The organism is Paenibacillus praedii, from assembly GCF_049725345.1.
Classification (GTDB): Bacteria; Bacillota; Bacilli; order Paenibacillales; family Paenibacillaceae; genus Pristimantibacillus.
Map to the genome: position 1 here is coordinate 30,504 of NZ_JBMWAM010000014.1, position 26,793 is coordinate 57,296.

22 protein-coding genes and 1 pseudogene are annotated in these 26,793 nt (G+C 49.5%); all 23 read right to left on the reverse strand.

What is annotated here, in order from left to right; genetic code table 11:
- Positions 1-15: 15 nt before the first annotated feature.
- Positions 16-894 carry a carbohydrate ABC transporter permease gene (locus ACO9K6_RS14015; RefSeq protein ID WP_424768187.1) on the reverse strand — a complete coding sequence of 293 codons (879 nt, stop codon included), beginning with the start codon at positions 892-894 and terminating at the stop codon, positions 16-18.
- Between the two features lie 21 nt (positions 895-915).
- The gene (locus tag ACO9K6_RS14020) at positions 916-1,848 is read right to left on the reverse strand and encodes an ABC transporter permease (RefSeq protein WP_424768188.1); all 933 of its coding nucleotides are present in this window, start codon (positions 1,846-1,848) and stop codon (positions 916-918) included.
- A 162-nt stretch (positions 1,849-2,010) separates the two neighbouring features.
- Positions 2,011-3,618 (reverse strand): response regulator transcription factor, encoded by a 1,608-nt coding sequence (locus ACO9K6_RS14025; protein ID WP_424768189.1) that lies wholly within the window; start codon positions 3,616-3,618, stop codon positions 2,011-2,013.
- 6 nt (positions 3,619-3,624) lie between these two features.
- Entirely contained in the window at positions 3,625-5,385 is a 1,761-nt protein-coding gene (locus tag ACO9K6_RS14030) for a sensor histidine kinase (protein WP_424768190.1), read from the reverse strand.
- A 120-nt stretch (positions 5,386-5,505) separates the two neighbouring features.
- Positions 5,506-6,408 carry an alpha/beta hydrolase gene (locus ACO9K6_RS14035; RefSeq protein ID WP_424768191.1) on the reverse strand — a complete coding sequence of 301 codons (903 nt, stop codon included), beginning with the start codon at positions 6,406-6,408 and terminating at the stop codon, positions 5,506-5,508.
- Positions 6,405-8,678 (reverse strand): glycoside hydrolase family 3 protein, encoded by a 2,274-nt coding sequence (locus tag ACO9K6_RS14040; protein ID WP_424768192.1) that lies wholly within the window; start codon positions 8,676-8,678, stop codon positions 6,405-6,407. Before ACO9K6_RS14040 ends, ACO9K6_RS14035 begins: the two co-directional genes overlap by 4 nt.
- A 13-nt stretch (positions 8,679-8,691) precedes the next feature.
- On the reverse strand, positions 8,692-11,577 hold the full coding sequence (locus ACO9K6_RS14045) for a family 78 glycoside hydrolase catalytic domain (RefSeq protein WP_424768193.1): 2,886 nt from the start codon (positions 11,575-11,577) through the stop codon (positions 8,692-8,694).
- Between the two features lie 216 nt (positions 11,578-11,793).
- Positions 11,794-12,789: a cell wall hydrolase gene (locus ACO9K6_RS14050; RefSeq protein ID WP_424768194.1), complete on the reverse strand. Its 996-nt coding sequence runs from the start codon at positions 12,787-12,789 to the stop codon at positions 11,794-11,796.
- Between the two features lie 266 nt (positions 12,790-13,055).
- Positions 13,056-13,241: an LrgB family protein gene (locus ACO9K6_RS14055; RefSeq protein WP_424768195.1), complete on the reverse strand. Its 186-nt coding sequence runs from the start codon at positions 13,239-13,241 to the stop codon at positions 13,056-13,058.
- A gap of 7 nt (positions 13,242-13,248) precedes the next feature.
- Positions 13,249-13,527: pseudogene (locus ACO9K6_RS14060) on the reverse strand (LrgB family protein); the annotation flags it as partial.
- Positions 13,528-13,549: 22 nt separating this feature from the next.
- Positions 13,550-14,425 (reverse strand): NAD(P)-dependent oxidoreductase, encoded by an 876-nt coding sequence (locus tag ACO9K6_RS14065; protein WP_424768196.1) that lies wholly within the window; start codon positions 14,423-14,425, stop codon positions 13,550-13,552.
- A 35-nt stretch (positions 14,426-14,460) separates the two neighbouring features.
- Positions 14,461-15,819, reverse strand: a complete 1,359-nt coding sequence (gene hydA, locus ACO9K6_RS14070; protein WP_424768197.1) for a dihydropyrimidinase — start codon at positions 15,817-15,819, stop codon at positions 14,461-14,463.
- Positions 15,816-16,217 carry a RidA family protein gene (locus ACO9K6_RS14075; protein ID WP_424768198.1) on the reverse strand — a complete coding sequence of 134 codons (402 nt, stop codon included), beginning with the start codon at positions 16,215-16,217 and terminating at the stop codon, positions 15,816-15,818. Before ACO9K6_RS14075 ends, hydA (ACO9K6_RS14070) begins: the two co-directional genes overlap by 4 nt.
- A 41-nt stretch (positions 16,218-16,258) precedes the next feature.
- Positions 16,259-17,560: a CapA family protein gene (locus tag ACO9K6_RS14080; protein WP_424768199.1), complete on the reverse strand. Its 1,302-nt coding sequence runs from the start codon at positions 17,558-17,560 to the stop codon at positions 16,259-16,261.
- A 35-nt stretch (positions 17,561-17,595) separates the two neighbouring features.
- Positions 17,596-18,519, reverse strand: coding sequence for an ABC transporter substrate-binding protein (locus tag ACO9K6_RS14085; RefSeq protein WP_424768200.1), 924 nt, complete (start codon positions 18,517-18,519; stop codon positions 17,596-17,598).
- Positions 18,479-19,762: a Zn-dependent hydrolase gene (locus ACO9K6_RS14090; protein ID WP_424768201.1), complete on the reverse strand. Its 1,284-nt coding sequence runs from the start codon at positions 19,760-19,762 to the stop codon at positions 18,479-18,481. Before ACO9K6_RS14090 ends, ACO9K6_RS14085 begins: the two co-directional genes overlap by 41 nt.
- On the reverse strand, positions 19,755-20,801 hold the full coding sequence (locus tag ACO9K6_RS14095; RefSeq protein WP_424768202.1) for a Gfo/Idh/MocA family protein: 1,047 nt from the start codon (positions 20,799-20,801) through the stop codon (positions 19,755-19,757). The genes ACO9K6_RS14090 and ACO9K6_RS14095 overlap by 8 nt, the downstream gene beginning before the upstream one ends.
- Positions 20,802-20,835: 34 nt before the next feature.
- A complete protein-coding gene (locus ACO9K6_RS14100; protein ID WP_424768203.1) occupies positions 20,836-21,579 on the reverse strand; it encodes an SDR family NAD(P)-dependent oxidoreductase in 744 nt (247 codons plus the stop codon).
- A gap of 1 nt (position 21,580) precedes the next feature.
- Positions 21,581-22,951: a dihydropyrimidinase gene (hydA, locus tag ACO9K6_RS14105; protein WP_424768204.1), complete on the reverse strand. Its 1,371-nt coding sequence runs from the start codon at positions 22,949-22,951 to the stop codon at positions 21,581-21,583.
- Between the two features lie 30 nt (positions 22,952-22,981).
- A complete protein-coding gene (locus ACO9K6_RS14110; protein ID WP_424768205.1) occupies positions 22,982-23,815 on the reverse strand; it encodes a sugar phosphate isomerase/epimerase family protein in 834 nt (277 codons plus the stop codon).
- Positions 23,816-23,866: 51 nt separating this feature from the next.
- Positions 23,867-24,940 (reverse strand): ABC transporter substrate-binding protein, encoded by a 1,074-nt coding sequence (locus tag ACO9K6_RS14115; protein ID WP_424768206.1) that lies wholly within the window; start codon positions 24,938-24,940, stop codon positions 23,867-23,869.
- A 38-nt stretch (positions 24,941-24,978) separates the two neighbouring features.
- On the reverse strand, positions 24,979-25,836 hold the full coding sequence (locus tag ACO9K6_RS14120; RefSeq protein ID WP_424768207.1) for an ABC transporter permease: 858 nt from the start codon (positions 25,834-25,836) through the stop codon (positions 24,979-24,981).
- Between the two features lie 19 nt (positions 25,837-25,855).
- Entirely contained in the window at positions 25,856-26,593 is a 738-nt protein-coding gene (locus ACO9K6_RS14125; RefSeq protein ID WP_424768208.1) for an ABC transporter ATP-binding protein, read from the reverse strand.
- Positions 26,594-26,793: the final 200 nt, after the last annotated feature.

Consider the following 26,793-nt stretch of genomic DNA (forward strand, 5'->3'; position numbering starts at 1 on the left):
TGGCTTATGCTAGCATTAACCCTTGACTGCCCCGATGGTTAGGCCTTTGACGAAATATTTCTGGAAGAACGGATAAATCAGGATCAGCGGCAGAATTCCGATGACGGCCATGGCCATCCGGACGGAGTTCATCGGCGGGTTGGTCGACATCTGCTGTCCGCCCAGATTGTTCTGCTGGAGGAACTGGATGTTGACCAGCATCCGGTTGAGCAGGTTCTGGATACTGAACAGTTTCGGCTCCGTGATATAGATCAGGCCGTTGAACCAGTCGTTCCAGTAGTTGATCGTCAGCATAAGGCCGATCGTCGCCAGAATCGGCAGCGACAGCGGCAGCACCATCCGGTAGAAAATCTTGAACTCCGAAGCTCCATCGATATAAGCCGACTCGATAATCTGAATCGGAATCGAATTGGCGAAAAAAGTCCGGATCAGCAGGATGAAGAAACCGTTGGTGAGCAGGCCGGGAATGATCAGGGCCATCAGCGTGTTCTTCATATGGAAAACTTCGGTATAAATCAGGTACGTTGGCACCAGGCCGCCGTTGAATAGTAGCGTGAAGAACACCAGAAAACTTAGTATGCCGCGCAGCGGCATGTCCCGCCGGGATAACGGATACGCGAGCAAGGCGCTGATCAGCAGTCCGACGAAGGTGCCGACGGCCGTGATCAGGATCGTAATCCCATACGAGTTGAACATCGCTGCATTCTGCTCCCAGAGGTACGCATAAGCTTCAAGGCTGAACTCGCTCGGCCAGAACGAATATCCGTTGCTGACGATCGCACTTTCCTCCGTGATCGAGGACATGATGAGAAGCACGAAAGGAAACAGGCACAGGGCAACAAGAATGATAAATATCGCATGGACGACGGGCTGGTTCATATCGTTGGTTTTCATAGTCGTTTTCCCTCTTTCTGCTTAGAACAAGGCGTTTTCCTTGTTGCGTCGGCTGACGATGTAGTTGGACAGCAAGACCAGGATAAATCCGACCAAGGATTGGTACAGACCGGCGGCGGAAGACATTCCGATATCGCCGAGCGTCATCAGGCCGCGGTAAACGTAAGTGTCGATAACGTCCGTTACCGGCTGAAGCGGACCGGAGTTGAGCGGCACCTGGTAGAACAAGCCGAAATCGGAGTAGAAAATGCGGCCGATCGCCAGCAGCGTCATGATTGTGATGGTAGGCGCGATGAGCGGTACTGTAATGGTGCGGATCTGCTGCCATTTGGTCGCGCCGTCGATCGTGGCCGCTTCGTAATACTCGTGGTCGATGCCGATGATCGCGGCCAGGAAGATGACGCACAAGTAACCGGTATACTTCCAGATCTGAACGATGGTCAGGATGTAAGGCCAGTATTTCGGCTCGAAGTACCAGGAGATCGGCTCCAATCCGAACATCGGAAGCAGATTCAGGTTCAGGAAGCCGCTCTCTGCGCTAAGCATCGAGAGAACCAGATAACCGACGATAACCATGGAAATCAGGAACGGAAGAAGAATGATGCTTTGATAGAAACGGGCAGCGAGCTTGTTTCTCACTTCATTAAGCAGAATCGCGACCGCAATTGCCATGACCGTATTGAGAATAATAAACGATCCGTTATAAAGGATGGTGTTCCGGGTAATGATGTAGGCATCCGTCGTCTTGAACAGATACTCGAAGTTTTTAAAGCCGATCCAATCGCTGCCGAGTATACCCTTGGCATAGTTGATGTCCTTGAAGGCGATGACCACACCGAACATCGGCAGGTAATTGTTGATAATGAGGTAGACGATCCCTGGAATCATCATCAAAAACAATGCCCGGTAACGCTTGAGCTTCTTGAAAAACGGAGTCCATCCTGTTTGTGCCATCTGCTGTCCCCTTCTTTCTAGCCTGTCTTTATATTCTCATTGTAAAGGTGGGCAGAACTTGCCGCTTACCAATAAAACGACTTCCCACTTTCGAAATTCCGACCTTCTCCTGGTCCATAAAATATAAAAGCCGATTCCGCTGGTACGGAATCGGCTTAAAGTCTAGTTTTGCTGCGTCCGTTTGCGATAGTCCACCGGGTTCACTCCGGTCGCTTTCTTGAAGATCGTCGAGAAGTACGACAAATTCGAGTAGCCGGAAGCGACCGCTATGTCGCTGACTGATTGTCCAGTATTGGCGAGCAGTTCCTTCGCGTAATCGATCCTGCTTTGCTGAAGGAAATCCGAAAGCGACATTCCCGTCTCCTTCTTGAATATTCTCGTCAGGTAGTCCGGATTGAGGAATACGTGTTTAGCGATGTCTTCCCGGGATAAGTCCTGCTGACCGATCTGGTCCGCAATAAAACGTTTGACCTTGTCCACGACGGATAAATTTTCTTCTATGGCGTGGATGTGGTTCATCGCGACTTCGATCACATACCTTACCCATTCCTGCAGGGATGCCAGCGAGCGAAGCACGGATTCTGGCTTATCCGTCAGCAGGTTTTGGGTGAATACCTGATTAGCCTGCAGACCTTTGGACTGCAGAACGAAAAATATCATTTGGAGGAAGTCCTGATAGAAGGCGTGCAGGGCTTGCGCATCGACGGATCCGTCGAACGCCTTCCATGACTCCAAATACTTCGATACTTGTTCCGCCAGCTTGTCTCGGGCTCCTTGCTTCATCCATTCCGCCCAACCGGCGAGAGGAGCCGGATCCAGCCGGGAACCCTTTTTCTTATTCTCACCAAGGATGAACGTCCGGTTGATTTGAGTCACGTTATTCTCGTCGAGCTGTTGAAGGGTACGCAGCATGCCGGACAATTCGTAAAGGGGCACTCGATCACCGACGTAACAGCTGATATCACAATACAAATACTGATTGCAATTGCGGATGAACGCATCGCAATGCGCGCGTGCTTCCGCCTCGTCCACAGCCACTTCTAAAGGAATCACGATCAGAAAGGAACTGTAAGCTACCGGAATGACCGCCGCGCCGGGCGTCGTTTCCATGATTTCCTGCAGCACGTTGCGAAGGGCATATTCCATAATTCTCTGGTCCCGTTCGGACAGCTCTTTGTGCCAGCGCTGGACGTGGGTGTAGACGGGCAGGAAACGGATGTTTTCGGGATACACGAGCCCTGCTTTCCGCAAGTGCTCGCAAAGCGCTTGCGGATTTGAAGGGATTTTCCGCTGAATCAGATCCTGCCAGAAACGCTCCGCCACGACCGGCTGATGCGATACCCAAAGCCGTCTGTAATGATGATGGGTTTCCTCGAAGGAACGCAGCTCCCGTTCTTTGTCCATTTTGTCGAACGCCCTGCCGATCACCGATTCGAGCTCCGAATAATCGACGGGCTTCAGCAAGTAATCGAAGCTGTCGAGTTGAATGGCTTGCTTCGCGAACTGAAAATCCGAATGGCACGTCAAGAAGATTGTCTCGGTTTCGGGATAATGCTCCTTAACCCAAGCGGCCAATTCCAATCCCGACCCTTGAGGCATTTCGATATCGCAAACCATCAAATGCACGGACTGGGAGTGGAAAACTTCCTGTGCCTGCTTCAAACTATGCGCCGTGTACACGGACCCGACCTTCAACCGGTCCCAATGAACGCCCGCCTGCAGTCCTCTCACCGCGTGAACTTCATCGTCCACTAGCAACGCATGATACATGAATCATCACCTCAAGGTTCTTTCTTCTTTATGGGTATGGAAATCGGCGGGAATGGAAATCCGCACAACGGCTCCCGATTCGTTTTCGTTATAGAAATCAATATCCGCCCGATCTTCATATAACAAGCGAAGCCTGCGCCTCGCGTTACAAATCCCGATCTGTTCTCCGTTCTCGTTGACCGGTTCACCTTCGAGCGCAAGCCGCTGAAGCACCTCCTCCGGAAATCCGGGACCCGTGTCCTTAATATGAAAGACGAGACGCGAAACTCCCTCGGTCTCCTCTTTGCCGACTTCAACCGATATTCGGATCGGCTCATCCATGTTGACCGCGTATTTGATCGTGTTCTCCACCATGGTCTGAATGATCAAAGGCGGAACCTCCGTATCCAGCAGATGATCGGGCCGCTCGACATGGTATTGGAAGATATCAGGAAATCGAAGCTGCTGGATCCTCAGATAGTTTGCCGTGTGGGCGAGCTCGTCCCGGAGCGCCACAAAATAGGAACTGCTGCGGAACATGAACCGGAAGTAGGACACCAGACATTTGGTCATTTCCTGGATCAGGGCGAAATCCTTGACCGTCGCCAGATTATAAATGATATTGAGTGAATTTAAAAAAAAGTGCGGATTGATCTGAAGCTGCAAATGACGGAGCTCCGCTCGCTGATGGTTCAACTTTTCCTCATACACGTTAATTTTAAGATCGTGAATCTCGGCAATCATGCGGTTGAATGTTTCGTTTACAATCTCGAACTCGGTCGAGGTCGGCGTCTGCTCCAGCCTGGAATCCCAGTTGCCGTCGCGAAGCTTCCGCATGGCCACAACAATCCGCTTGACCGGATTCAGGAACACTCTTCTCATCATAAAGACGAAGAGAAGCAGAAACAGGACGGCAGTCACCGAGATGAAGGAAGATATCCGCTGCAGATAGGGAAGCTTCTGAAGGATCGTGCTGTCGGGCACAGCCACCACCAGATTAAATGTACCCTGCGTGGAAGGCTCGCCCATCACGAGATACTGATCCTTGCCTTCCCCGGTGATGGCATAGGAATCTTCGGGGAATTCCAAGTCGATTTCCTTGTCTTGAATCAGGTCCGTGTAGCTGATTGGCTCGTCATTGTCCGTCGTAATGAGCGCAACGCCGGATTCGCCCAGATCGATCAGATTAAGCGGCACCATCAGCTTATCACTGCTCATCCACGCCCCCATATACACATTGCCGGACTTCAGTAGATGGAACAGGTAGTAATCGCTCTCGCCTTCCCAGAGATGCCAGCGTGAGTAATCGACGGTCCTGGCGTTCCGTTCAATCATTTCCAGCATTTCGTTCCGCGCCGCCTCGCGCGATTCAAAAGTATCCGTGGAGGATTGCATCACGACCAGGTCCCGGTTGGGCTCGGAATAGACGAAAAAAGAGTCCAGAATCGGGTAGTATCCTAGATCGTCACGCATCATATTAAACAGGCTGATCTTGGCAATGTTATAACGGTCGTCATCCGCCTCTCTGGGAAACTCGAGTTCAAGCACGTTCAAATCGCTCTCCAGCGTATTGGCCAGATACTTGTCCACTTCTTCGAGATTGCGGTCGATCTGGTCCTTGTACAGACTCAACATATTTTTGTTGGATTGCGCCACCTGGTTTCGGACTACGTCGACGGAATAGAAATTATTGACGATAAGAACGGTAACCAGCGGGACAAAAATAACAAGAACGGCGGCAAAAAATTTGAAGCGGAGTGAGTTGACTAGCGGTTTGATTCTGCGCAATGCCGCCGTTCCTCCTTCATATACGGTTCACTTTCACTAGTATTATATCTCTTCTTATTCATTTGCGATATACAGCAAAGGAAGGGCCACGTTTCTGCCCTTCCTTTGCTTCCTTGCCGTTCAGAAACGCTTTTTTAACCATCGGGCCGCCAGCTCGAACCATACGGCCGCGTCCGGATTGACGTGGGTCGGATCGCCGGCGGTCGTTTGGTCGGCGAGCGAGAGCCCGTGGACACCGTTCTCGAACACATGCAGCTCGTAAGGAACCTTATGTTCTGCCAATACTGACGTAAAATTCAACGCGTTGACCGCGTACACCAGATCGTCGTCAGCCGTATGCCAGACGAAGGTGGGCGGGGTTTGATCCGATACATAATTTTTGGGACTTAGCTCCTCGAGCTGTTCTTCCGTGGGATCCGGCCGGCCAAATACGGCCTGGTTGGACAGCTTCCACAATCGGACCTTGGAATCGTCGCCGCTCCTGTCCGCTTCCCGCTTCATGGCCGGGTAATCCAGCAGCGGATAGCCCAGGATCAGGGCGTTGGGCCGAAAACGTTCGTTGGCCTCCCCAAGTTCTTCGCTCAGGAAGCGATCATGCCAGTGGACACCCAGCGATCCGGCCAAATGGCCTCCGGCGGAAAATCCCGCAACGGCAATTTTGTTCGGGTCCAGGCGCCATTCGGATGCATGCGTCCGAATCGTGGACAGCGCTTTGGCCAAATCGCAGAGTGGACGCGGGTACGCAGATCCAACTCCGGGCTCCGGGAGGTTCTCCCAATCGGAAGGCCATTCCGTGAAATATGTGGTATACCGGAGCACGAATGCATGAAAGCCGAGCGCCGCGAAGCGCAATGCTACGGGTTCGGCTTCGCGGTCCGAAGTGCCGAGATAAGCCCCTCCCGGACAGACGACCACGGCAGGCCGAAGCTTGTCCTTCTGGAATTCCTGTGAGTTGTCGAGGATATACCCGTGAAGCTTGACATGCGGATCATCTTCCCGCAGCTGATAAACCTCCACCTTCATACGGATTCCTCCTTACCTCTTACATATTTCTCTGTGCGGGCATCCGAAATCACACCGCTCCAATTCAGGCCATAAGCAAAGTCGTAGGCGCGGCCAGCCGAATCTACGTAGGCCTCCATGTCATGAGGCACATCTTCGAACTGCTCTTCCACCGTCTTCATATTCGCCGGCAGTTGGAAAGGAAGCAGCGCCTGCGGTTCAAACACTCCCGAGAGGATGTCCAGAACCGCCTGGTCCTGCACGCCGAAATGGGCGACGATGGCATCGGCTTTCGGTTCGAATTCCGCGACGACCGCGGGATTGGAGAGCAGAATGGAGACGATCACCGGCTTCCCGGCCATCCGCTTCTTGGTTTCGATTACGGCCTCGAGATCGCCGGCATTCGAGACGGTGACGGTTTTGCCTTTGTAAGAGCGGTTCAGCACATCCCGGGAATCTCCGGCCAGGCTGGATTCGCGTGCATGCTCGGCGGTGTATGGGCTGTATTGGAGGCTGATCGGCACATAGCCATTGCCCCCTGCCTCTGCGTCCGACTTGCTGTAGCCCTTCGTCGACCGTGGACTTTCGATGCACACCAGAGCGAAATCCGCCTCCTCCGGCCGGTCCGTCACCTCGAAATATTTACGGACCACATCCAGGTTCACGGAATATTCCTCCGAAGCTGGGATCGGCATTCCCATCCAATCCGTGTCCGCCGGGAGTCTCCGTTTTGGAATATATACGGTTTTCTTCTTCGGAAGAGGCAGCACTCCTTCGTTTTTCAACAGGACGATGGACCGTAGCTGGGCTTGGTAGCCCGCTTCCATGAAGGCAGGCGAGCCAACAGTAGCGGCCGTTTCGTTGACCTGTAGATATGGGTTCTCAAACAACCCCAGTCGGAATATGTTTTTCAGCAGCCGAACAGCCGATTGTTCAAAACGCCGGCGCATGAACGCTTCCCCATGCTCCCGGACACCGATGTTGTACGCTTCGATGACTGGCCCCGCTTCATTGTTGCCGCCGAATTGGTCGACGCCTGCCATCAGCAGCTTGTAATGGCGTTCGGCAACCGTATACCCTTCTTCCACTCCCCAGCAGCGTCCACCCGGGAATAAACGGGTAATGTCTTCGCCTTCGTCGGCGGTAATGCCCCAGTCGGTGCAAACGACGCCGTCATAGCCGTATTTCTCTCTGAGCAAATCGTTAATGAGATAAGAATTGTAGGAGTTGCCGACATTCTCGCCGTTCTTGGGATCCTGCCCCACGGAAATGGTGTAGTACGGCATCACGGCCGATGCCTGCCCAGTTTTTCCCGAGAGACGAAACGCCCCTTCCGTGAAAGGGACGAGATGCTCGTCGAAGTTGGCGCCCGGGTAGACCGCGTATTTGCCGTAGCCGAAATGCGCGTCCCGGCCCCCTTCACCCGAGCCGCCGCCTGGCCAGTGCTTCGCCATCGCGTTGACGCTGTCGTATCCCCAGCCGTCCGCGATTTCCGCTTCCCCTTCCGACGTCTGGAATCCATCAACATAAGCTCTGGCCATATCGGCCGCAAGCTGCGGATCCTCGCCAAACGTCATGCCGAAACGAAACCATCTCGGATCGGTTGCGATATCGATTTGGGGCGACAGCGCGGTGGCAAGTCCAAGCGCGCGATACTCTCTCGACGCGATTTCTCCGAATTGGCGGGCGACCTCCGGATCGAACGTGGCGGCCAATCCCATGCTCTCCGGCCACATGGAAATTGCACCTCCGGCGCCGGCGTTGAATTCTTTAGTCGTATCCGAACCGTGCCGGGGATCCGAGCTATTATTGGCTGGGATGCCAAGTCCGATGCTTTCGGCATACGCTTGAACGTTATTATTCCAGATCGCCGCCGTCTCCGGGCTTTGTACCCGAGTCACCAGAATGTGCCTGATGTGATCGTCGGCGATAAAATCACGCTGCTGGTCGGACAGGTCCCCCGGCTCCGCCCCGCTTTCCGCGAACGACTTGCCGCCGCCGTATGTTGCCGGAAACCAGCCCATATTCCCCGGAATTGCCTGATGGCTGCTGTAAAGCATAAGGCCGGATATTTGTTCAATCGTCATTTTGGAAGCAAGATCCTTCGCACGCACTTCGGCAGGCAATCTCCAGTCCTCGTAAGGATCCAATTTCCCATCCTTGTTGAGGTCCTTGAAGGCTAGCCCGTCCTGCTTCAGGATGTGGACTCCCGAGGAGTCAGAATAGCCCAGCACAGGTCCTTCCGCATGGCGTACATATCGGATTCCTATGTTTTTCTTCGCTTCTTGCATCGTTATACCACCTTTACTCGCGAATTTGGGAAAGCTCCCGGCTGATGGCCTCGTATTGCTCGTTTGTCATAACAGTGCCCATGGGTCCATTGGCCGCCGCCTCGAGAGGCAGGTTGGCAAAATGATTCAAATTTTCGGCTAATCCCGGCGCATGTCGGTCCAGAATTTGTTTGGCCGTTTCCCATTGGACGACTTCACTTAGTCGCATATCGGGAGAGTAAGTCCGATAAGAAGACTCCGTCCTGGGGAATGTGAACACGTAACGGCCCGATCCGGTTTCCACCCGTACTCCTTCCGCTTCCTGCGTGATGGACAAGATTCCTTCGTCCTTTACACTTGCTTTCACCTCATCCGCATGTGCTCCGCGCAGCAGGATCGACGCGCCTGCACCCGCCGGAACGACGGCCTTGACTTCGATTTGACTGTCAAGGAACGTCCATCCGGCTTCCACAGTACCGTACATCGATTCATAAGACGCCCGGGCGTGGCTAAGCCGCCCGCCCGTGAAGTCGGGCTCGATCCGGACCTTCTTGTAGCCCGGGTGTTCCGCATCCGGCGAAAGACCGGCAACTTTGCGGTACATCCATTCGCCCACCGCTCCATAAGCGTAATGGTTGAAGGAATTCATGTCGTCGCTCCAGAACGAGCCGTCCGGCTTTATCCCATCCCAGTGCTCCCAAATCGTGGTTGCTCCCTTAGAAACGGAATAGAGCCAGGAAGGATACGTTTTCTGAAGAAGAAGCTTAACCGCCGTTTCGTGATATCCATTGTCTGACAACGCGAAGCAAAGATAAGGCGTTCCTACGAAACCCGTGGTCAAATGGTAGTCGCTGTCCACGATCATGTCATTCAGGTCCCGCGCGATTCTTGCGCGGTCCTTGGGCTCGGCTAAATCAAAAACGAGGGCCAACACATGCGCGGTCTGCGTTCGGGCGGCGACCCTTCCCTTCGGCGTGATGAATTCATCGCGGTACGCCGCAGCGATTCGCTCCGCCAGCGCCCCGTAATAAGCGGCATCCTCTGCGAAGCCAAGCACTTTGGCGGCATCCCGTACGATTCGCGTGGAAAGCGTGAAATATGCCGCCGTTACCATGTGGTTCGGAGTGGCGCCCATATAGCTGCCTTCCTTGGCGTCCAAAGCCAACCAATCTCCGAAATGGAAACCCGTGTTCCATATATGCTCGGTGTCGCCTTGGGAGCGGATGAAATCCACCCAACCCTTCATACTGTCGTATTGCTCGGCGAGAATTCGCTTGTCGGCCAGGCTCGTATACAAAGCCCATGGTATCACTGTCGCCGCATCGCCCCACGCGGCTGACGAATACCCCTGAATGATGTTCGGCACGACAAATGGAACCTGGCCGTCAGCCTTTTGGTCCGCCTTCAAATCGCGCAGCCACTTGGTGAAGAACGGACCTCCGTTGTAATTGAACAAAGCCGTCCCTGCGAATACTTGCGCGTCTCCCGTCCAGCCGAGGCGTTCGTCGCGCTGCGGGCAGTCCGTCGGAACGTCGAGGAAGTTGCCCCGTTGGCCCCACACGATGTTCCGCTGCAGCTGATTGACCATTTCATCCGAGCATTCGAACGTTCCCGTCCGTTCCATATCGGAATGAATCACTTCACCTGTAAAAGCGTCGGGCGACAATCCTCTCTCCTGATCCGGGTAGCCTTCCACCTTGACATATCGGAATCCTTGGAATGTAAAATGAGGCGCGTAGGTTGCAGCTCCTTCGCCTTTGGAGATGAAAGTGACCAGCTGTTTGGCAGTGCGGATGTTGCCCATGTAGAAGTTGCCATCTTTGTCCAAAACTTCGGCATGGGTCAGCTTAATTACCGTTCCCTCCGGTGCCGTAACGGTTAAGCGGATTCGCCCCACCATGTTCTGGCCCATATCCAGCAGAGTATCGCCGGATGGCGTAACGATTATAGCCTGCGGTTTCAGCGTTTGCGTCACGCGGGTCGGAACATTCTCTTGCGCGACCAAATGCCTGAGCGGCAGCTCCAGCCGTTCGGCAACGCCCCACGACGAATCGTCGAAACCCGGTTCGCTCCACCCGGTTTGCTCCATACGGGCGTCGTACGTTTCACCATCGTAAATCTCGGAGAACCGTATCGCTCCCGTCGAGGCTCTCCAAGTTGGATCGGATCCCATCACCTCTTCGGTTCCATCTTTATATCTGACATGCAGCTGAACAAGAACGGCACGGCGATCGCCGTAATGATTGGCCTTGTTTTCCCAGCCCAGCCGACCTTTATACCAGCCGTTGGCCACCATGACGCCGATAGCGTTGTCGCCCTTCTGAAGCTGCGTCGTCACATCATAGGTCTGGTAGGCTTGGCGGCTTTTATAGCTGGTCCATCCTGGCGCGAGCTCGTCGTCTCCTATCTTTTCCCCATTCAGGTAAAGCTCGTATACGCCGGCAGCGGTTGCATAAATACGCGCCGAAGCGATATCCGCTCCCTTGAGCGAGAACGGCTTACGAAGCAAAAATGCCGGCTCCGCCTGCGGATCGATTGATTCGTAAGAAGGCGTAATCCACTGCGCCTTCCATTCCTGCGAGCCGAAGAAAGCCGTTTCCCACCACATCGTCTCGCTCCATTCGGACTCCCGCCCGAAATTGTCCCATGCCTTCACTCTGTACAGATAACGGGTGCACGATGAGAGTGCAGGTCCATCGTACGCAACCAGGACGTTATTATCCGACTCCAGGCGCCCTGAATCCCACAGCGGTTCATCGAAATTTCCGTTCTCTCCGGCAGTCTGGATTCGATAGGCCTTTTGCACGGTCCCTTGACGGTCGGATTCAAGACGCCAGCTCGTGCGCGGGTGTGTAACATCGGTCCCGAGCAGGTGACGGCGGTACTCCACGGTTAGATGAGTTACCTTCAGTTCTGTCATAGCAGCATTCTCCCTTTCATTCGCCGTAATGAGTCTGATAGCCCAATTTTATTTTACCGAATTCCATCCTCCGTCCGCTTGCGGTATAACGACTTTATGTTTTTGGTTTTCCGACCAAAAAGGCCGCCTTCCAAATCAAAAGGTATGGTTCTCCACCTAATTGCATTCTGTATTCAAAAAAAAGCCCGCTATGGCATATGGCCATAACGGACTTTTCTATCTTGCAAAACTATGATTGCCGATCGTCGTAATGACATCCAGGCTGGACCAAAAAGGTCCTTTGGAAACTTTGGGATTGAAAAAATAGACCGCATTCTCCACGTTATTTTTCCCGTTCAAGGCATCCTTGGCGGCGCGCAGAGCGCTTGCATTAGGTTTACTCTTGTCAAGCTTCCCGTTATGGGCTGGAGGGAACTGCTTACCTGAATAAATAACGTCTCGTATCGTATCTGGAAAGCTTGCATCCTTCACTCTGTTCAATATCACATTGGCTAAGCCAAGCTGTCCTTCATAGGATTCATATCCGGCTTCAACCATCGTAATCTTGGCAAGCAGCATGAGGTCCGATTCAGTAAACGGTTTAGCTGATTTATTAAAGATCGAAGGAATAATCACCTTAAGCTTCGTTCCCGTTTTGATCATTTTGTTGCCATCCAGTCCATTCCGCTTCAGCAGCTCAGACTTACTGCTGTCAAATTCCTTGCTGATTTCATCCAAACCGTACTCTTCCGTTATTACGGCTGGTTGCACTGCTATTAAATCGACAACGCCTGTTTCTGCATTATATTGTATGTTAGCATGCAGCAATTCAGACAACTGGCGCAGAGGAACATACAGCCTGCCGTCCGTTAAGATCGGAACCGCATCCATTAGGTAGCGGTCTTGGTTGAAATATACAACGGTTACTCCGTTACCCAAAACAATTTTATCGCCTAATACCGTATGTATCGTTACTTCCTCATGGACACTATCCCAGCTTGAGTTCGCGCCGAATATTTTAGCTATGCGAGACATAGGCAAATACAATCTTCCATCCAGCATTAAAGCAGGATCGGTCATCTTCACAATCTCGCCATTTAATTTTATCGTTATATCATTCGCAGGTGCAGCTTCTCCAGCGGAGACGATGGACATCGGTCCGATACAAAGCAGAAGCAACCCCAAAACCATTACGATAATAAGCCTATTAACCGGCTTGCCTTCTCTGATCATGCGTACCTCCCAGCACATCAAGTTGGTGTAAACTCCCAATGCTTACCTTCTGGGCAAAATTATATCACAGCTCATTGTGCCTGTAGGATTAACATTTTCACAGAATTACTCGAAACTTACACAATAGGCCGAACAAATCGAAAAACCATCTCGGCTGAGATGGTTTCAATGACTGAAAGTATAAAACAGCTGCTTTATGGACACGATACGATATCCATTTTTTGTCAGTCTATTCATCAACTTCAAAAGTTAGCAGCCTATTTTGTTCATCCTCTCCGCCTAACGCAGCCAAAAATATACGGGTTTGCATAACACAGGGGTAATGAAGCGGTGCCGATACCAATATTGCTTCGGATACCGGTAAAACGCAGCAAAGCCGGACCAATCATGCTGCCCAGAAGGCCGGTAAACGCTGTAAACACGCCGGTAAGCTCCGGAATGCCAAGTTCCATGAAGGAGCCACACCATCAACCCGGCACACACCAAACCGCATATTGAGCCTCCGGCAACTCCCGAGATGATTGCCTTCACTTGACCTCCAATGTCTCTCACAGCTTTGTAAAGCGGTATGGCTAACGCTACCGTTGCCGGGCTCAAGAAAAAAGAGATCATATTCCCGCCCGCCTGACAGGATTCATATGGAATATCGAAGACGGCGATAATCGTGCTCCCCGTTAAACCTGCTGCAACAGCAAGCCATTCCTTGCCTATTTGCGTGAAGAATACAATCGTCCCCACCAAGGTTGGAGCAAGAAAATCATCATGTGCGATTGCTTTCCTGTAATTCTAAAAATATCGCTGTGAGGTCCATATCTCCCTTACCGTTATCATTCGCTTTCGAATAATGTACTTTGGCTGTTTCTGTAAGCGGGAGTGAAATGCGTGATTGCCGTGCTGCGTCCAATGCCAATCCCAGATCCTTGGTCATCAACTTCAGCATAAATGCCGGGACGAATTCTTCCTTTAAGAAGAGTTCTTTCTTTCCTTGAATTAAAGGCGTGCCTACAGCTGACTCTCCTATCATATGCAAGACTTGTTCCCGATCGAGGCCGCCTTTTTCCGCTAATAAAAGGACCTCAGAGGTCCCCTGCACGGTAATGGCTAATAATGAATTAATGACCAACTTTGCAAAGCTGCCGGAACCATGGTCTCCAAAATGAATAAAGGTTTTCCCGAGAATATTAAAGTAAGAACGACAGATCTCAACATCCCTGGAATTTCCCCCCACCAATATAACCAATTTTCCTTCCTGTGCGGGTTTTATTGAACCAGAAACCGGCGCATCTAAAAAGCTCGCCCCTTTTTTAATTGCTAATGCTGCAAATCTCCTTGAATCTTCTGGACTGATGGTACTCATATCGACAATCAGTTTTCCCTCTGTCGAAGCATGAAAAACGCCTTCCTCGCCCGAAAAAACTTGTTCCACGGAAGACGAATCGGTCAGCATGGTAAAGATGATGTCAGCTTGTTCTGCTACTTCCTTAGGACTTGAGCAATAAACTGCCCCTTTATCAACTAAGGTTTTCGCTTTTTCTTCCGTTCGATTATAGACAAATAACGGGACCCCGGCATTTATCAAATTAGTTGCCATCGGGATTCCCATATGACCCAATCCGATCCATCCGATTTTTTTCATAACGAAGCTCCTTTATTTTGTATTAGAGGATTTCTTTATACAGACCTCCGTATATATCGTCCCCGTCCGATTGTTCCAATAAATTGTTCTTCCTGTATAATCAACTCGCCTCGTGATAGCACATTCGAAATGACGCCATGTACTTCCATACCTTCAAATAAGTTATAATCGAGCTTCTGTTTTTGTGTTTTTTGACTTATGATTTTCGATCGCCGGGGATCCAGAAGCACAATATCCGCATCACTGCCTACCTGAATTGCTCCTTTTTTAGTCAGTCCAAACAATTTGGCCGGCTTCGTACACATGATATCTACAAACTTTTGAAGGGATATGCGTTTTTGGTGAACCCCCTGCTCGTACATCACCAGAAAACGATCCTCAATGCCGGGAACACCGTTCGGAATTTGCGAAAAATTCTCTATGCCTCCGGTCTTTTTCCCTTTGAAATTAAACGGGCAATGATCCGAGCCTACTACGGATAGCACCCCGGCATTAATACCTGTCCAAAGGGCGTCCTGGTTCCATTTTTGACGTAATGGGGGCACACAGACATATTTAGCACTTTCCAGACCGGGCAACGTTAAATAGCTTTCATCAAATACCAAATATTGCGGGCAAGTTTCCCCGTAAACCCGAACCCCTCTTTTTTGAGCCATCCGAATTTGTTCCAAAGCATCCGCACTACTGACATGGACAACGTATACCGAAGCGCCGGTAATTTCCGCGATCGCAATGGCTCGTCCAGTCGCTTCAGCTTCCATTTGGGTAGGCCGGCTTAAAGCGTGGTAGATAGGCTCAACCTTTCCTTGACGCAAGTAATCATCCACGATTTCGTTGATCACTTGACCGTTCTCGGCATGTACGTTGACCATAAGTCCGAGTTCAGATGCCTTTTTCATCACTTTATAGGCCTGCGCGTCGTTTACCACTCCATTTTCTCTATAGGCCATGCCGAAAAAGAGCTTGATTGAAGTCACTCCACTTTGATCGGCCAAATCGGGAAGTTCATCCAATAAATCATCCCTGTAGCAATCACCTGGAATCATAAGGTGGAACCCGTAATCGATCACGGAAGAAGCTGCTCTGGTTTTCCAGTCTTTCATATAGTCGGCAAGTGACTGGCCTTTCTCAAGTGGCGTCATATTAATCAGACTTGTAGTGCCTCCGGTTGCGGCGGCTATGGTACCGCTGTCGAAATCGTGCGTATTTAAGTGCGTATGCACATCAATGCCGCCAGGCATCACGAATTGACCTTCCGCATTAATAACTCGATCTTCTTCTGAAGGAATAATATCTTGAAAAATACCCGTTATCCTTTCATTATCAATTTGAATATCGGCCCGAAACGTGTCTTCCGTTGTCACAACAGTTCCATTCTTAATAATCGTCCTCATTTCACTTCACCATGAGTGACAGACAGAATCGCTATCGCATCGATCTCAACCAATACATCTCTTGGCATACGTGAAATTTCAATGCATACCCTTGCCGGCGGCTCTTCATTGAAATAACTTCCGTAAACCCGGTTCACCTCAGCGAAATCGTTTAGATCTCGCATGTAAACGGTCGTTTTAACAACATCTTCAAATCCTGCGCCAGCCGCCGCGAGCACTTCCCTCAAATTTTCCAGTGCCTGTACCGTTTGCGAAACTACATCATCGCCCGGTGTATTCCCGGTGGCGGGGTCCAATGGAAGCTGACCGGACGCAAAAATCATATTCCCGATCTGTATACCTTGGGAGTAGGGCCCTACTGCAGCAGGGGCTTTATCTGAATGAATTACTTTGCGCATACATATTTCCTCCTGAACGTTTTTTTGCACGAAGATAAGGACTAGTGAATGGTTACCAAGCTGGTATCCAAATGAATTTTAGTTCCAAACGACTCGGATAATTCCTGAAGATCCCGAAGAATTCTGATTCTATCCGGCTCCGAAGCCAAACGCGGCCTTCCCCGCCGGGCACGAGGCATATTGAAACCAAGTGTTACAGGCTGAAGCGCCAAGCGACTTATTTTCCCATGTTCAAACTCTAGTAACGCTATGACGGATTCGTACACCTTTCGATTCCCCGCTAATGCGTTAAGAGCCGTTCGATTTCGTTGATCAAATCCATCTATAGGAACATGTTCCGGACCCAGGCCGTAAATATCATAGAATTCGGTCGGCTGTTTTTCTACGAATTCACTTTCCCTGAATAAATCTCCCAAGCTATAAAAAATCGGGGTATCGCGATAAATTTCAATTCCTCTTAAAATATGAGGGCCATGACCAATATAAGCATTTGCTCCCGCATCGATGCAGCGGTAGGCAAACTCCTGCAAAAAGTCCGCCGGCAATTCCTTTGCCATGCCTTTCATCTCATGAGCATGATGGCTGACAACAACGAAATCCGCTTGCCTAGCAGCCTCCCGAATCGATTGTTCAATTCGCATAGCATCCTGTTCATCCATCTTGGTAATCGTTCCCGGTTCCCCGATCTCGAATAAATAGGGTCCGACGGAGAAAGCTGCAGCTTCCTCGCTTCCCTGAAACCCCTCCAACTTATTGATCAAATAGGGAGCGTTTATGTCCGTCTGATCCATGATTGTCTTCAGCCCTTCGAAATCATCTTTCCTCAACCGATGAACGGTCTTGAAGCGGAGAGGATTAAGCCCGGGCCTGCCCATCAGATCCTTTCGCTGCTCCCCTGCGGCATGCCAGTGCTCGAAGGTTGAGTTGGAGGCGATCAGGGCCACCCTTCCATTTGGCGTTTCGATATATCGGGGCTGGCAGGCTTCCGCCAGATTTCGCCCTGCTCCCGCATGAACTATCCCTAGACGATCCATATGTTCAATGGTTTGCAGAAGTCCGCCATGTGACCAATCCAAGGTATGATTATTCGCAAAAGACATTGTGTTAAATCCGAGCCATTGCAAATCCTCCAAAACCCTCGGGCGAGCTGCCGCCCAAGTGCCCCCGCTGCTGGCAGAAGGGTACACATCGAAATTATGCACGGTAACTTCGAGATTGGTAAAACGGATATCGGATTGTAATAAAAACTCGCGAACGGCCTTCAACCCTTCTTCTTCTCTTGGAATACCCCGAGTGATAAAAGAGTCTCCTGTGGCGGCAAGTGTTATTTTCGAACTTGTCATAGTAAACCGCAACCTTTTCCTGTGGAGTCTATTGATTAGCGGGAAACAAATTGAGACACGAATTCATGTGGTCTTGGGTCGATTAGCTCCGTAAAAGCATACACCCGGTCAATGATCCCTTCGTTTTTCATCGTTTCTTCCCAACTTGCCAATGCCGATGCATCAATTCCTGCCGATTCCCACATCCCGCAGGCTTTGTACAATTGCAGAGATTTCATAACGTGATTAAAGGGGTACATGGAATACTGGTTTCGGATAGTTTCCTCAACTTGCGAAAGATCATTTTCTCTGATCCAATCCATTGCCCGATGAAGGGCCAATGTAAATCTATTCATTTTTCCATCCTCTTGATTCAACCTATCAGAGGTCGTAAAATAGACACTCCATGGAATTCTTTCACCGATCTCCGCCAGGTTGGCAGCATGATAACCTAAGCCTTTATGGATCAAAGATGCCGCCGTAACCGGATCTGCAGCGATATATTCCCCCATGCCACTTGTAAAAAGTCGGATCGCCATCTCCGCTTCGAGATCATGGATGAAACGAACCCTGTTATAGTCATGGCTGGAACGTTTGAAAGCTCCGGCTAGAAACAAGTATCCGGGCAATCCGCTAAGTCCCTTCCCCACAACGATGGGAACGACTCTATCCAAGAGCATTTGCCAAGAAAAATCATCAACCGGTTCCCGCGAAACCAGCACCATCGGACAGCGGGCGGAGGTTTGGGCGAATCCATAAAAATCGTAAATCCGATTTCGGTACAAGGCTGGCAGCCATATGCCGTTGATGGCGGCATGAACTTGCCCCTTGGCGAGGTCATCCATCGCCTGCGACCATGTTCCCGGTTCACTAACCTGAACATCCAAGTCGACATCTTTAAAATAACCAAGCTCCGAAGCCAAATATTGGGGAAAATAATTAATCGGTTTTCCCATGGCTGAGATGATAAAACGATCCATAAGACACCTCTCCGTTCTGAATGGATTCCGACATTTGGAGGAGCGTATGATAAAGAACATTTGCCCCATCACAGCAATCCTCGGGAGAACTGTACTCTTCCGGCGTATGACTGATACCGTTCCGGGAGCGAACAAAGATCATGCCGACCGGACAAATTAAAGCCAGCCGCATGGCATCATGTCCGGCCCCACTGGTTAAAGTGAATGCTTCCAAGCTCAGCTTCCCGCACGCTTCTTCGATCGCTTCTTTAATTCCTGAATCGCATATCGCCCCGGAGTTCTTGTTCTTGCTCTCCACGGTCAATTTAACTCCCCGATTGTTACAAATTTGTTGAGCCAGCGCTACAACATTCTTCTCGAAGGCGTCTCTCCCTTCATCTCCCAAGCTGCGAATATCCAGGGAAAACTCCACTCTGCCAGGAATAATGTTGATGCCGCCGGGAAATGCCCCAATACGGCCGATGGTAGCCAGCACTCCTTCCTTCCGGGCTGCGTTCTCGATCGCCAAAATGATTTCAGACATGGCCATCAACGGATCTTTGCGATCTGCCATGGGAACCGTACCGGCATGTCCGGCTTCGCCTTCTATAATGAACCGGTCAAACATTTGACTGCAGATCCCATCGACTATTCCGACGGAGAGTCCTCTTCCCTCCAAAACTTTTCCCTGTTCGATATGCAATTCCACAAAAGCCTTAACCATGTCAGATGTTCGTGCCGCCCGGCCAAGCCCTTCCGGATCAAACCCCGCTTGCCTCATCGCTTCCGCAATCGAGATGCCGTCTTGATCTACATGTTCAAGATCTGCAGGGTACAGCGTACCCGTCATGGCTCTGCTTCCGATCAAACCAAATCGAAACCTTGCGGAATCCTCATCGGTGAAGGCAACAACCTCAATTGGGTACTTGGTTTGAACTCCCTGCTCATTCATCGTGTGCAGAGCCTCTATGCCGCCCAACACGCCGAGCACTCCGTCAAAATTCCCGCCGTTATACACGGTATCCAGGTGGGAACCTGTCATCACAACGGGGGACATGCGATTCAATCCCTCCTTACGACCAATCAGATTCCCTGCCGCATCCTCATAAACAGACAACCCGGCTTCTTTCATAAATCCCGAAACAAGGTCTTTCACATCGCGATCTTCTTTAGAAAAGGAGGTTCTGGACACACCTCCCGATGCTTGTTTGCCGATTTGTGCGACATCCATAATCCTACTCCAAAGCCTCGTCTTATTAATCAACGGATTGCACCTCCATAGTTGGAAGCTCGATTTGAACCACACGCTCCTCCAATACACTCTTGACTAAAGCCTCCAGGGTATACACATTGATCACCGACTGGCGCAATGGGAGGATCGGTTTCGCCCTGCCCAGCATGACATCTGCAAAATTGCGAAGTTGAATCGCAAACGAATCCGCTTTTTCAATGGTGTATGTATCCGTCAATCGATAGCCCCAGCTTTTCATTCGATATTGTTGAATCGTCTCCCCTTCAAAATGGCGAAACGCAATGGGTAAATTTAAAATGCCGTTTGCGCAGGTAATTTGCAGCTCCATGCTTGAGCAAGCCTTCTTGCTGCTTTCAATAATACCGGTTTTGCCGTTATCGTATTCGATGGTTCCGATAATACGGTTGACCGTGCCGTATTTTTCGCTAATTCCCCCGGTTGCATAGACGCGAATCGGAATTCCTCCGGTAAAATGATTGCAGGCATTCACCGTATAGCAGGTATAATCGTATGGAACTCCGCCTCCGCACTCCTTACGCTGGCGCCAAACGCGCGACTCGTCAGCGGAAGAAGGCAGTTCAGGATCAAAATCACTGAATACGGCGCGGACATGATCAACCTCACCGAGATCCGGGTCTGATAATATTTTCTCCAGCTTACGTATGGCAGGGTGATGCCGGAACATAAATCCTTCCATTAGAAACGCATCTGCCTCTTGAACCATTTTCCAGATTTCATAGGCCTCTGCCCCGGTCATAGCCAGCGATTTTTCACATAAAATGTTCTTCACGCCAAAAGATAAACAAGTACGTATCTGCTCGAGATGCAAGGTTGGCCAAGTAGCTATAATCACAGCTTCCGGCTTTTCCCGAATTAACATTTCCTTCAAGTCCGTGTAATAGGAGCTACAACCGTACGTTTCCGACCATCTCTTTGCATGGTCTTCATTCACATCACAGCAAGTTGTTATTTTAAGATCGGCAAATGATTTTGCGGCTTCCGCGTGAACTTGGGAAATTCGCCCGCATCCGACCATGGCAATATGAATCATGCTAGTTGTTCCTCCTTGATTTTAAAGAAGTGAATTAATGCATCATGGCTCCACCGTTCACACAAATACATTGGCCGGTAATATATTCCGCTTCTTTTCCAATAAGGAAGCCTACGACTCCCGCAACATCCTCCGGAGTCCCGATTCTTTTCAAAGGAATGGATTCTCCTTGCGCATACAGCTCATCATCGGAAATCCCTGCTCCTCTTGCCTGATCGGTATCCGTAACTCCGGGGAGTATGGTATTAATCCGGATGTCCGGAGACCACTCCAGTACCATTGTTTTCATGAGTGAAATCATTCCTGCTTTGGAAACGGAGTAGTGAGCCGCATTCTTCTTTCCGTCCAACCCTCGCTCTGAGGAGATATTGACGATTACTCCTTTGCTTTCATCTATCATATCTATGGCGAAAATTTTACTGCAAAGAAACGTACCCGTCAGATTCACGGAAAGTACTTGATCCCACAATTCAAGCGTCATTCCAAGGATTGGACAGCGCGGGTAAATCGCAGCATTATTGACCAATACGGTAGGCTTACCGAGTGTTTTGCGGATCAACTCTGCCGCATGAACAACTTGGCTTTCCGAGGAAACGTCGGTATGGACAAACAGGGCATCTCCGCCTTTGGCATTAATTTGTTCAGCAAGTTCCTGGCCGTCCAATATATCTAATATGGCGACAGCATAACCCTTATCGGCTAGTAGCTGTACTATGGCTTTCCCTATTCCCTTAGAGCCTCCGGTTACCACCGCGACTTCCCTTTTTGCGCCTATCATACTAAATCCCTGCCTTTGCGGTTCTTTTTATAAATCGACCGCGCTTCTTGGTCCCTGTGAATTCACCGGCTCTCACAATCATCTCGCCACGGGAAAAAACATGGGTAATCGAGCCGTTCACTTTCATGCCTTCATATAGATTGTAATCATTGGCCTGTTTCTGATGTTCTTTGGTAATCGTCCTTTCACGATTTGGATCCAAGAGAACCAGGTCGGCATCCTTTCCAACGGAAATGGATCCTTTGGAGGAGAGTCCGAATACCTCAGCCGGTTTCGTACACATGATCTCTACGAATTTTTGCAATGAGATTCGACCCTCCACAACTCCGGATTGATAGACAATCAGGAAACGATCTTCAATGCCGGGAACTCCGTTCGGTATCTCGGCAAAATTACGCCTGCCGATCGTTTTTTGCCCTTGAAAATCATAGGAACAGTGATCGGAACCGACTACGGTGATCACCCCGTCTCGGATGCCCCTCCAAAGCGACTCCTGGTTCCATCTCTCCCGAAGGGGCGGAGAGCAAACATATTTACCGCCTTCAAAATCCGGCAGAGTCAAATATTCCTCATCCAATACTAGGTATTGGGGACAAGTTTCGACCGTAATATCGATCCCCCTCTGCTTGGCATGTATGGCTTCCTTCAAAGCAGCGTCACAGCTTAGATGAACAATATAGATTTTTGCTCCGGTAACCTCTGCGATCGCGGCTGCCCGGGCAACCGCTTCGGCCTCCATTTCCGGCGGCCGCGTTTTTGCATGATAGATCGGATCGGTTTTCCCTTGTTCAACGTGTTCATTAATCATTTCTTCGATAATATCGCCGTTCTCCGCATGAATCGCTACAGTCAAATCTAGTTCGGCCGCTTTTTTCATGACCTTGTATATTTCAGGATCATTGATCATGGTCTGGCCCTTGTATGCCATAAATATTTTCAAGGATGTGATCCCCTGTTCCGCCAAGACGGGGATTTCATCCAAAATATCATCGTTATATCCCGTACCCGAAATGATGAAATGATTACTGTAATCAATTACGGATTCTGCGGACTTTTCCTTCCAATCCTCCAAATAAGCCGTCACAGACTGCCCTATTTCAGGGGTCGTCATGTTAATCACGCAGGTAGTTCCCCCGGCCGCTGCCGCAATCGTACCTGATTCAAAATCATTTTTCTCCGTGTTTGCCAAATGTGTGTGGACATCAATGCCGCCTGGAAATACATATTGACCTGACGCATCGATAATACGATCATCTAAATCAGGAATAATTTTTTGACTAATGGAAACGATTTTCTCACCTTCAATAAGAAGGTCCGCCTGAAACACTTCCTGCGCGGTCACTATGGTACCGTTCTTTATAATTGTCCTCACACGATTCACCATCCTGTCTAAGCTTGTAAGTTATAATTTTAGAATTGCGCTTAAATCACTGGAGCATGATTCCATCAGGCGCTCGGAACAGAAAGCGTACCGAGGCGGTGTCGTCATCATATATCCTTGATAATCCACCTTACGCAGTGCCTCCATGATGCCCGGCCATTGCACGTCTCCGGCTAAAGGAGAAACAAACTCTCCGGCGGAATTTCGATAGTCCTTCACATGAATGTTCACGATCCGTTTTCCCATCAAAGGAATCCAATGTTCCGGATAGCCGGTTGCCATCGCGTTACCGATATCCAAATACGCTTGGACGGATGGGTGGTCGATTTCTTCGAGAAATCTCATAAATTCTTTTGGGCTGGGCAAAAAACGATTGCATATATTCTCAACACCCAGTATGATATTGGCTGCTTTTGCCTCTGCTCCGAGCCTTGACAATGATTGTTGAGCATGCTGATACGCTTCACTGTAACAAGTATCCCTTGTAATGGCCCCGGGTACAATTTGTACGACCTTAGCGCCGATTTCTGCCGCATATTCGATCATCTTTAATGCGATGTCTTGGCCCCTGTCTCTTATATTTCGGTCGCCGGATGACAGGATATATTGATTATGCAGATTCGTGGAAAGGGAATGGATTTCCAAGCCGTAATTTGTACCGGCAGCATGTATACGTTTGGCCTCGCGGATTGTACCGTTAATGTTCAAATAACCGGTCTCTTCCAGAACATTAAGCTCCACTCCGTCAAAGCCGGCCGCTTTGGCATATCCGAAAAAGTTCTCCGGCATCCATGATGATATGAACGGAACATCGTGTATTCCTTTTTTCAAGCCTTTCACCGTCCGATCCTTCATTCAGATGCAAGCCCTGCAAACACAGACTACAGGGCTTGCTGATTGGTTTGTTTAATTTTTCACCAGGCTTGGTTCGACTTCTTTCAATAAACTAAAGTCGTTGTAGTTGTCATACGCAGGAACTTTCTTGATATTTCCGATTTCCAGAAAATAATCCATGACTTCCTTACCGTTGCTGCCGTTTATGTAACTCTCGTCAACTTCCATACTGTACGCGTTTCTGTTCATGATCTCCGTGAGTTCCGCTTCCGTCACATGCAGTTCCGGAGCGAGAACTTTTATAGCTTCTTCACGATTATTGTTGATGTAATCCGTCGCTTTCTTCAATCCTGTGATAAGCTTTTTGACGGTTTCAGCATTCTTGTCCAAATAGTCACCCGTTACGAGCATTGCAGAGTGGACGCTCATCCAATCCACATCGCCTTGCTTGCCCGGCAATTCGCTCTTCGTACCGCTAAACAAGAAGGATCCCCCTTGGTTAATCGCTTTAGTTACGAATGGCTCCCAACAAGCCATTGCGTCAATATCGCCTCTTTCCAATGCAACTACCGCATCACTAGGTGCCAAATTAACAAATTTAATTTTGCTGAAGTCGACATTCAGTTCTTTGGCCATTTTCTGAATCGCCATAATGACATCGGCTCCGCTTGGAATCCCGATGGTCTTACCTTCCAAATCTTTAGCTGAAGTCAATTTCAAGTTTTTTCCGCCGACGATGGCTTGTGTACCTGCTATTTGCGCCAGTGGAGTAACAACTTTAACATCAATTCCGTTAGAGGATAAAATAGCGGCAGGCTGGTTACCGGTAAAACTGATTGGAGCGCTGCCGCCGGCAATCATCCCGTTGATATCGGGTCCGCTTTCTATTAATTTAATCGCCGGTTTCAATCCCTGTTCCGTGAAAAACCCCATTTTATCCGCAATAATCAGCTGCGAAGAAATTTGCGCATCCCGCACCCCTACAATAGGAACTTCCACAAACTCTTCCTCATTATTTGAGGCTGTGCCTGCATCGGAACCGGAAGAGGTCTCCGTATTGGAGCCCGTTGAGCCACAGGCGGCTAATAAGGTGAAAATAGCAATCAATATGATCGTCAAAGTCCATTTGTTAATGTGTTTTTTCATAGTCTCTCTCCTGCTTTCTTTGGTTTAATTTGTACTGCTTATTTTTCAATCGCACTGCGGACGCCGTTCTGTCTCCAAGCAACAAACCTCCTCTCAAGTAGTTTGAGCAATAAGGACAGCAGACTGTATTCCAAGCCGATGACAACAATAGCTACGAACATGCTGCTCAACCTGAAGTAATTTCGGGCGTCAACGATAATGTAGCCTAATCCCGAACTTGCCCCCATCATTTCTGCAACGATTAATGAAGAGAACGCGAGTCCCAAACTGACCTGGGCTCCAACGAAAATGAAAGGCACCGCCGACGGCCATGTCACTCGAAAGAAGATTTGGCGTTCAGAAGCCCCCAGGCTTTTCGCAGAACGGATTAATAACGGATTGACATTCTTCAAACCATCCAAGGTATAAGCGAGCACCGGCGCGAAGGTTGTCCAAACAATCAGCAAAATCTTGGGGAATTCGCCGATCCCGAACCAGATAATAATCATCGGGAGAATGGCAATGGCCGGTACAGGAGTCGTCAGATTGATCACTTGTCCGATCCAAAGTTCCAGTACGGCTATTCGGCTCATAAATACTGCAAGGGTGACAGCTATTAAACAACCGATCACAAATCCTATAACCATGCGCGTTGTGCTGCTGATTATACTTTCTATCAGAATACCGGATTGTGCCAGGGCCAATGCTTCCTGAAGAATAACGGTCGGAGCCGGTAAAAAAATCGGATTGAACATTTCAATCTTTTCATTGGTCCTGCTGATCAATTCCCATATAGCAAAAAAGGAAAGGACAGGTAGAATCTTAATCAGGGGTGAAGTTTTTCCAGATCTTTTCTTCGCTTTCTTTAAAGTGATATTTCCAAGAACTGTTCCTGCAACGTTTTGAGCATCTTCCATCTTTGCTCCTCCTTTCCACTTATACATGTGCGCCTTCATCAATCAGCAAAGCTTCAATCTCTTCCTGAAGTCGAATAAATTCGGGATCATGTTTCGAACGGGGACGTGCCATCGTAAGCTTGTACATTTCCGAAATTCCTCCATCCTTCATCACAATAATTTTGTCTGCCAAGTAAATCGCTTCACTAATACTATGGGTAATGAAAATGACCATCGGACGTAGTTCCATCCAAATCTTCAACAGTTCCCTTTGCATCGTCTCCCTGGTCAAGATATCAAGCGCTCCGAAGGGCTCATCCATGAGGAGAACCTCGGGTTCCCCGGCTAATGCTCTTGCGATTCCCACTCTCTGCTTCATTCCTCCAGACAGCTGATGAGGATAATGGTCCGCGTATTGCTCCAAACCAATCAGCTTCAAATAGTTACGGGCATTCTCTCTGGCTTTACTTTTCGGAACTCCCTGTACTTCAGGTCCGAAAGAGATATTCTCCATTACGGTATACCAAGGAAAAAGAGCATGCTCCTGAAACACGACACCACGTGATTTAGCGGGCCCTTTAATCGGAGCACGATTAAATTCAATGTTTCCTTCATCCGCTTGTAAGTAACCGGCAATCAAGTTCAGCAAGGTAGATTTGCCGCAACCGCTATGTCCCAGAATACAAACAAACTCGTGTGCTTCCACCGTAAAACTTATGTTATTCAGGACTTGCTTGCTATCGTAACGCTTGTGTACGCGATTGACATGTAAGCTCATGCCTCACCACCATCCTTTGTGCCTTTTTTTAACTATCTTTTAGTGACCAGACTGACACTCCCTTAACATATATGTTATGTTTTATTACATTATATCAGCTTATTTCAATATGTTCTTTGGTCAAATTGTCTTAAATTCAGCCCAATATATTGTACTATCTATACGTTTGATGTAACATAAATGTACTTATAGTGTAATTT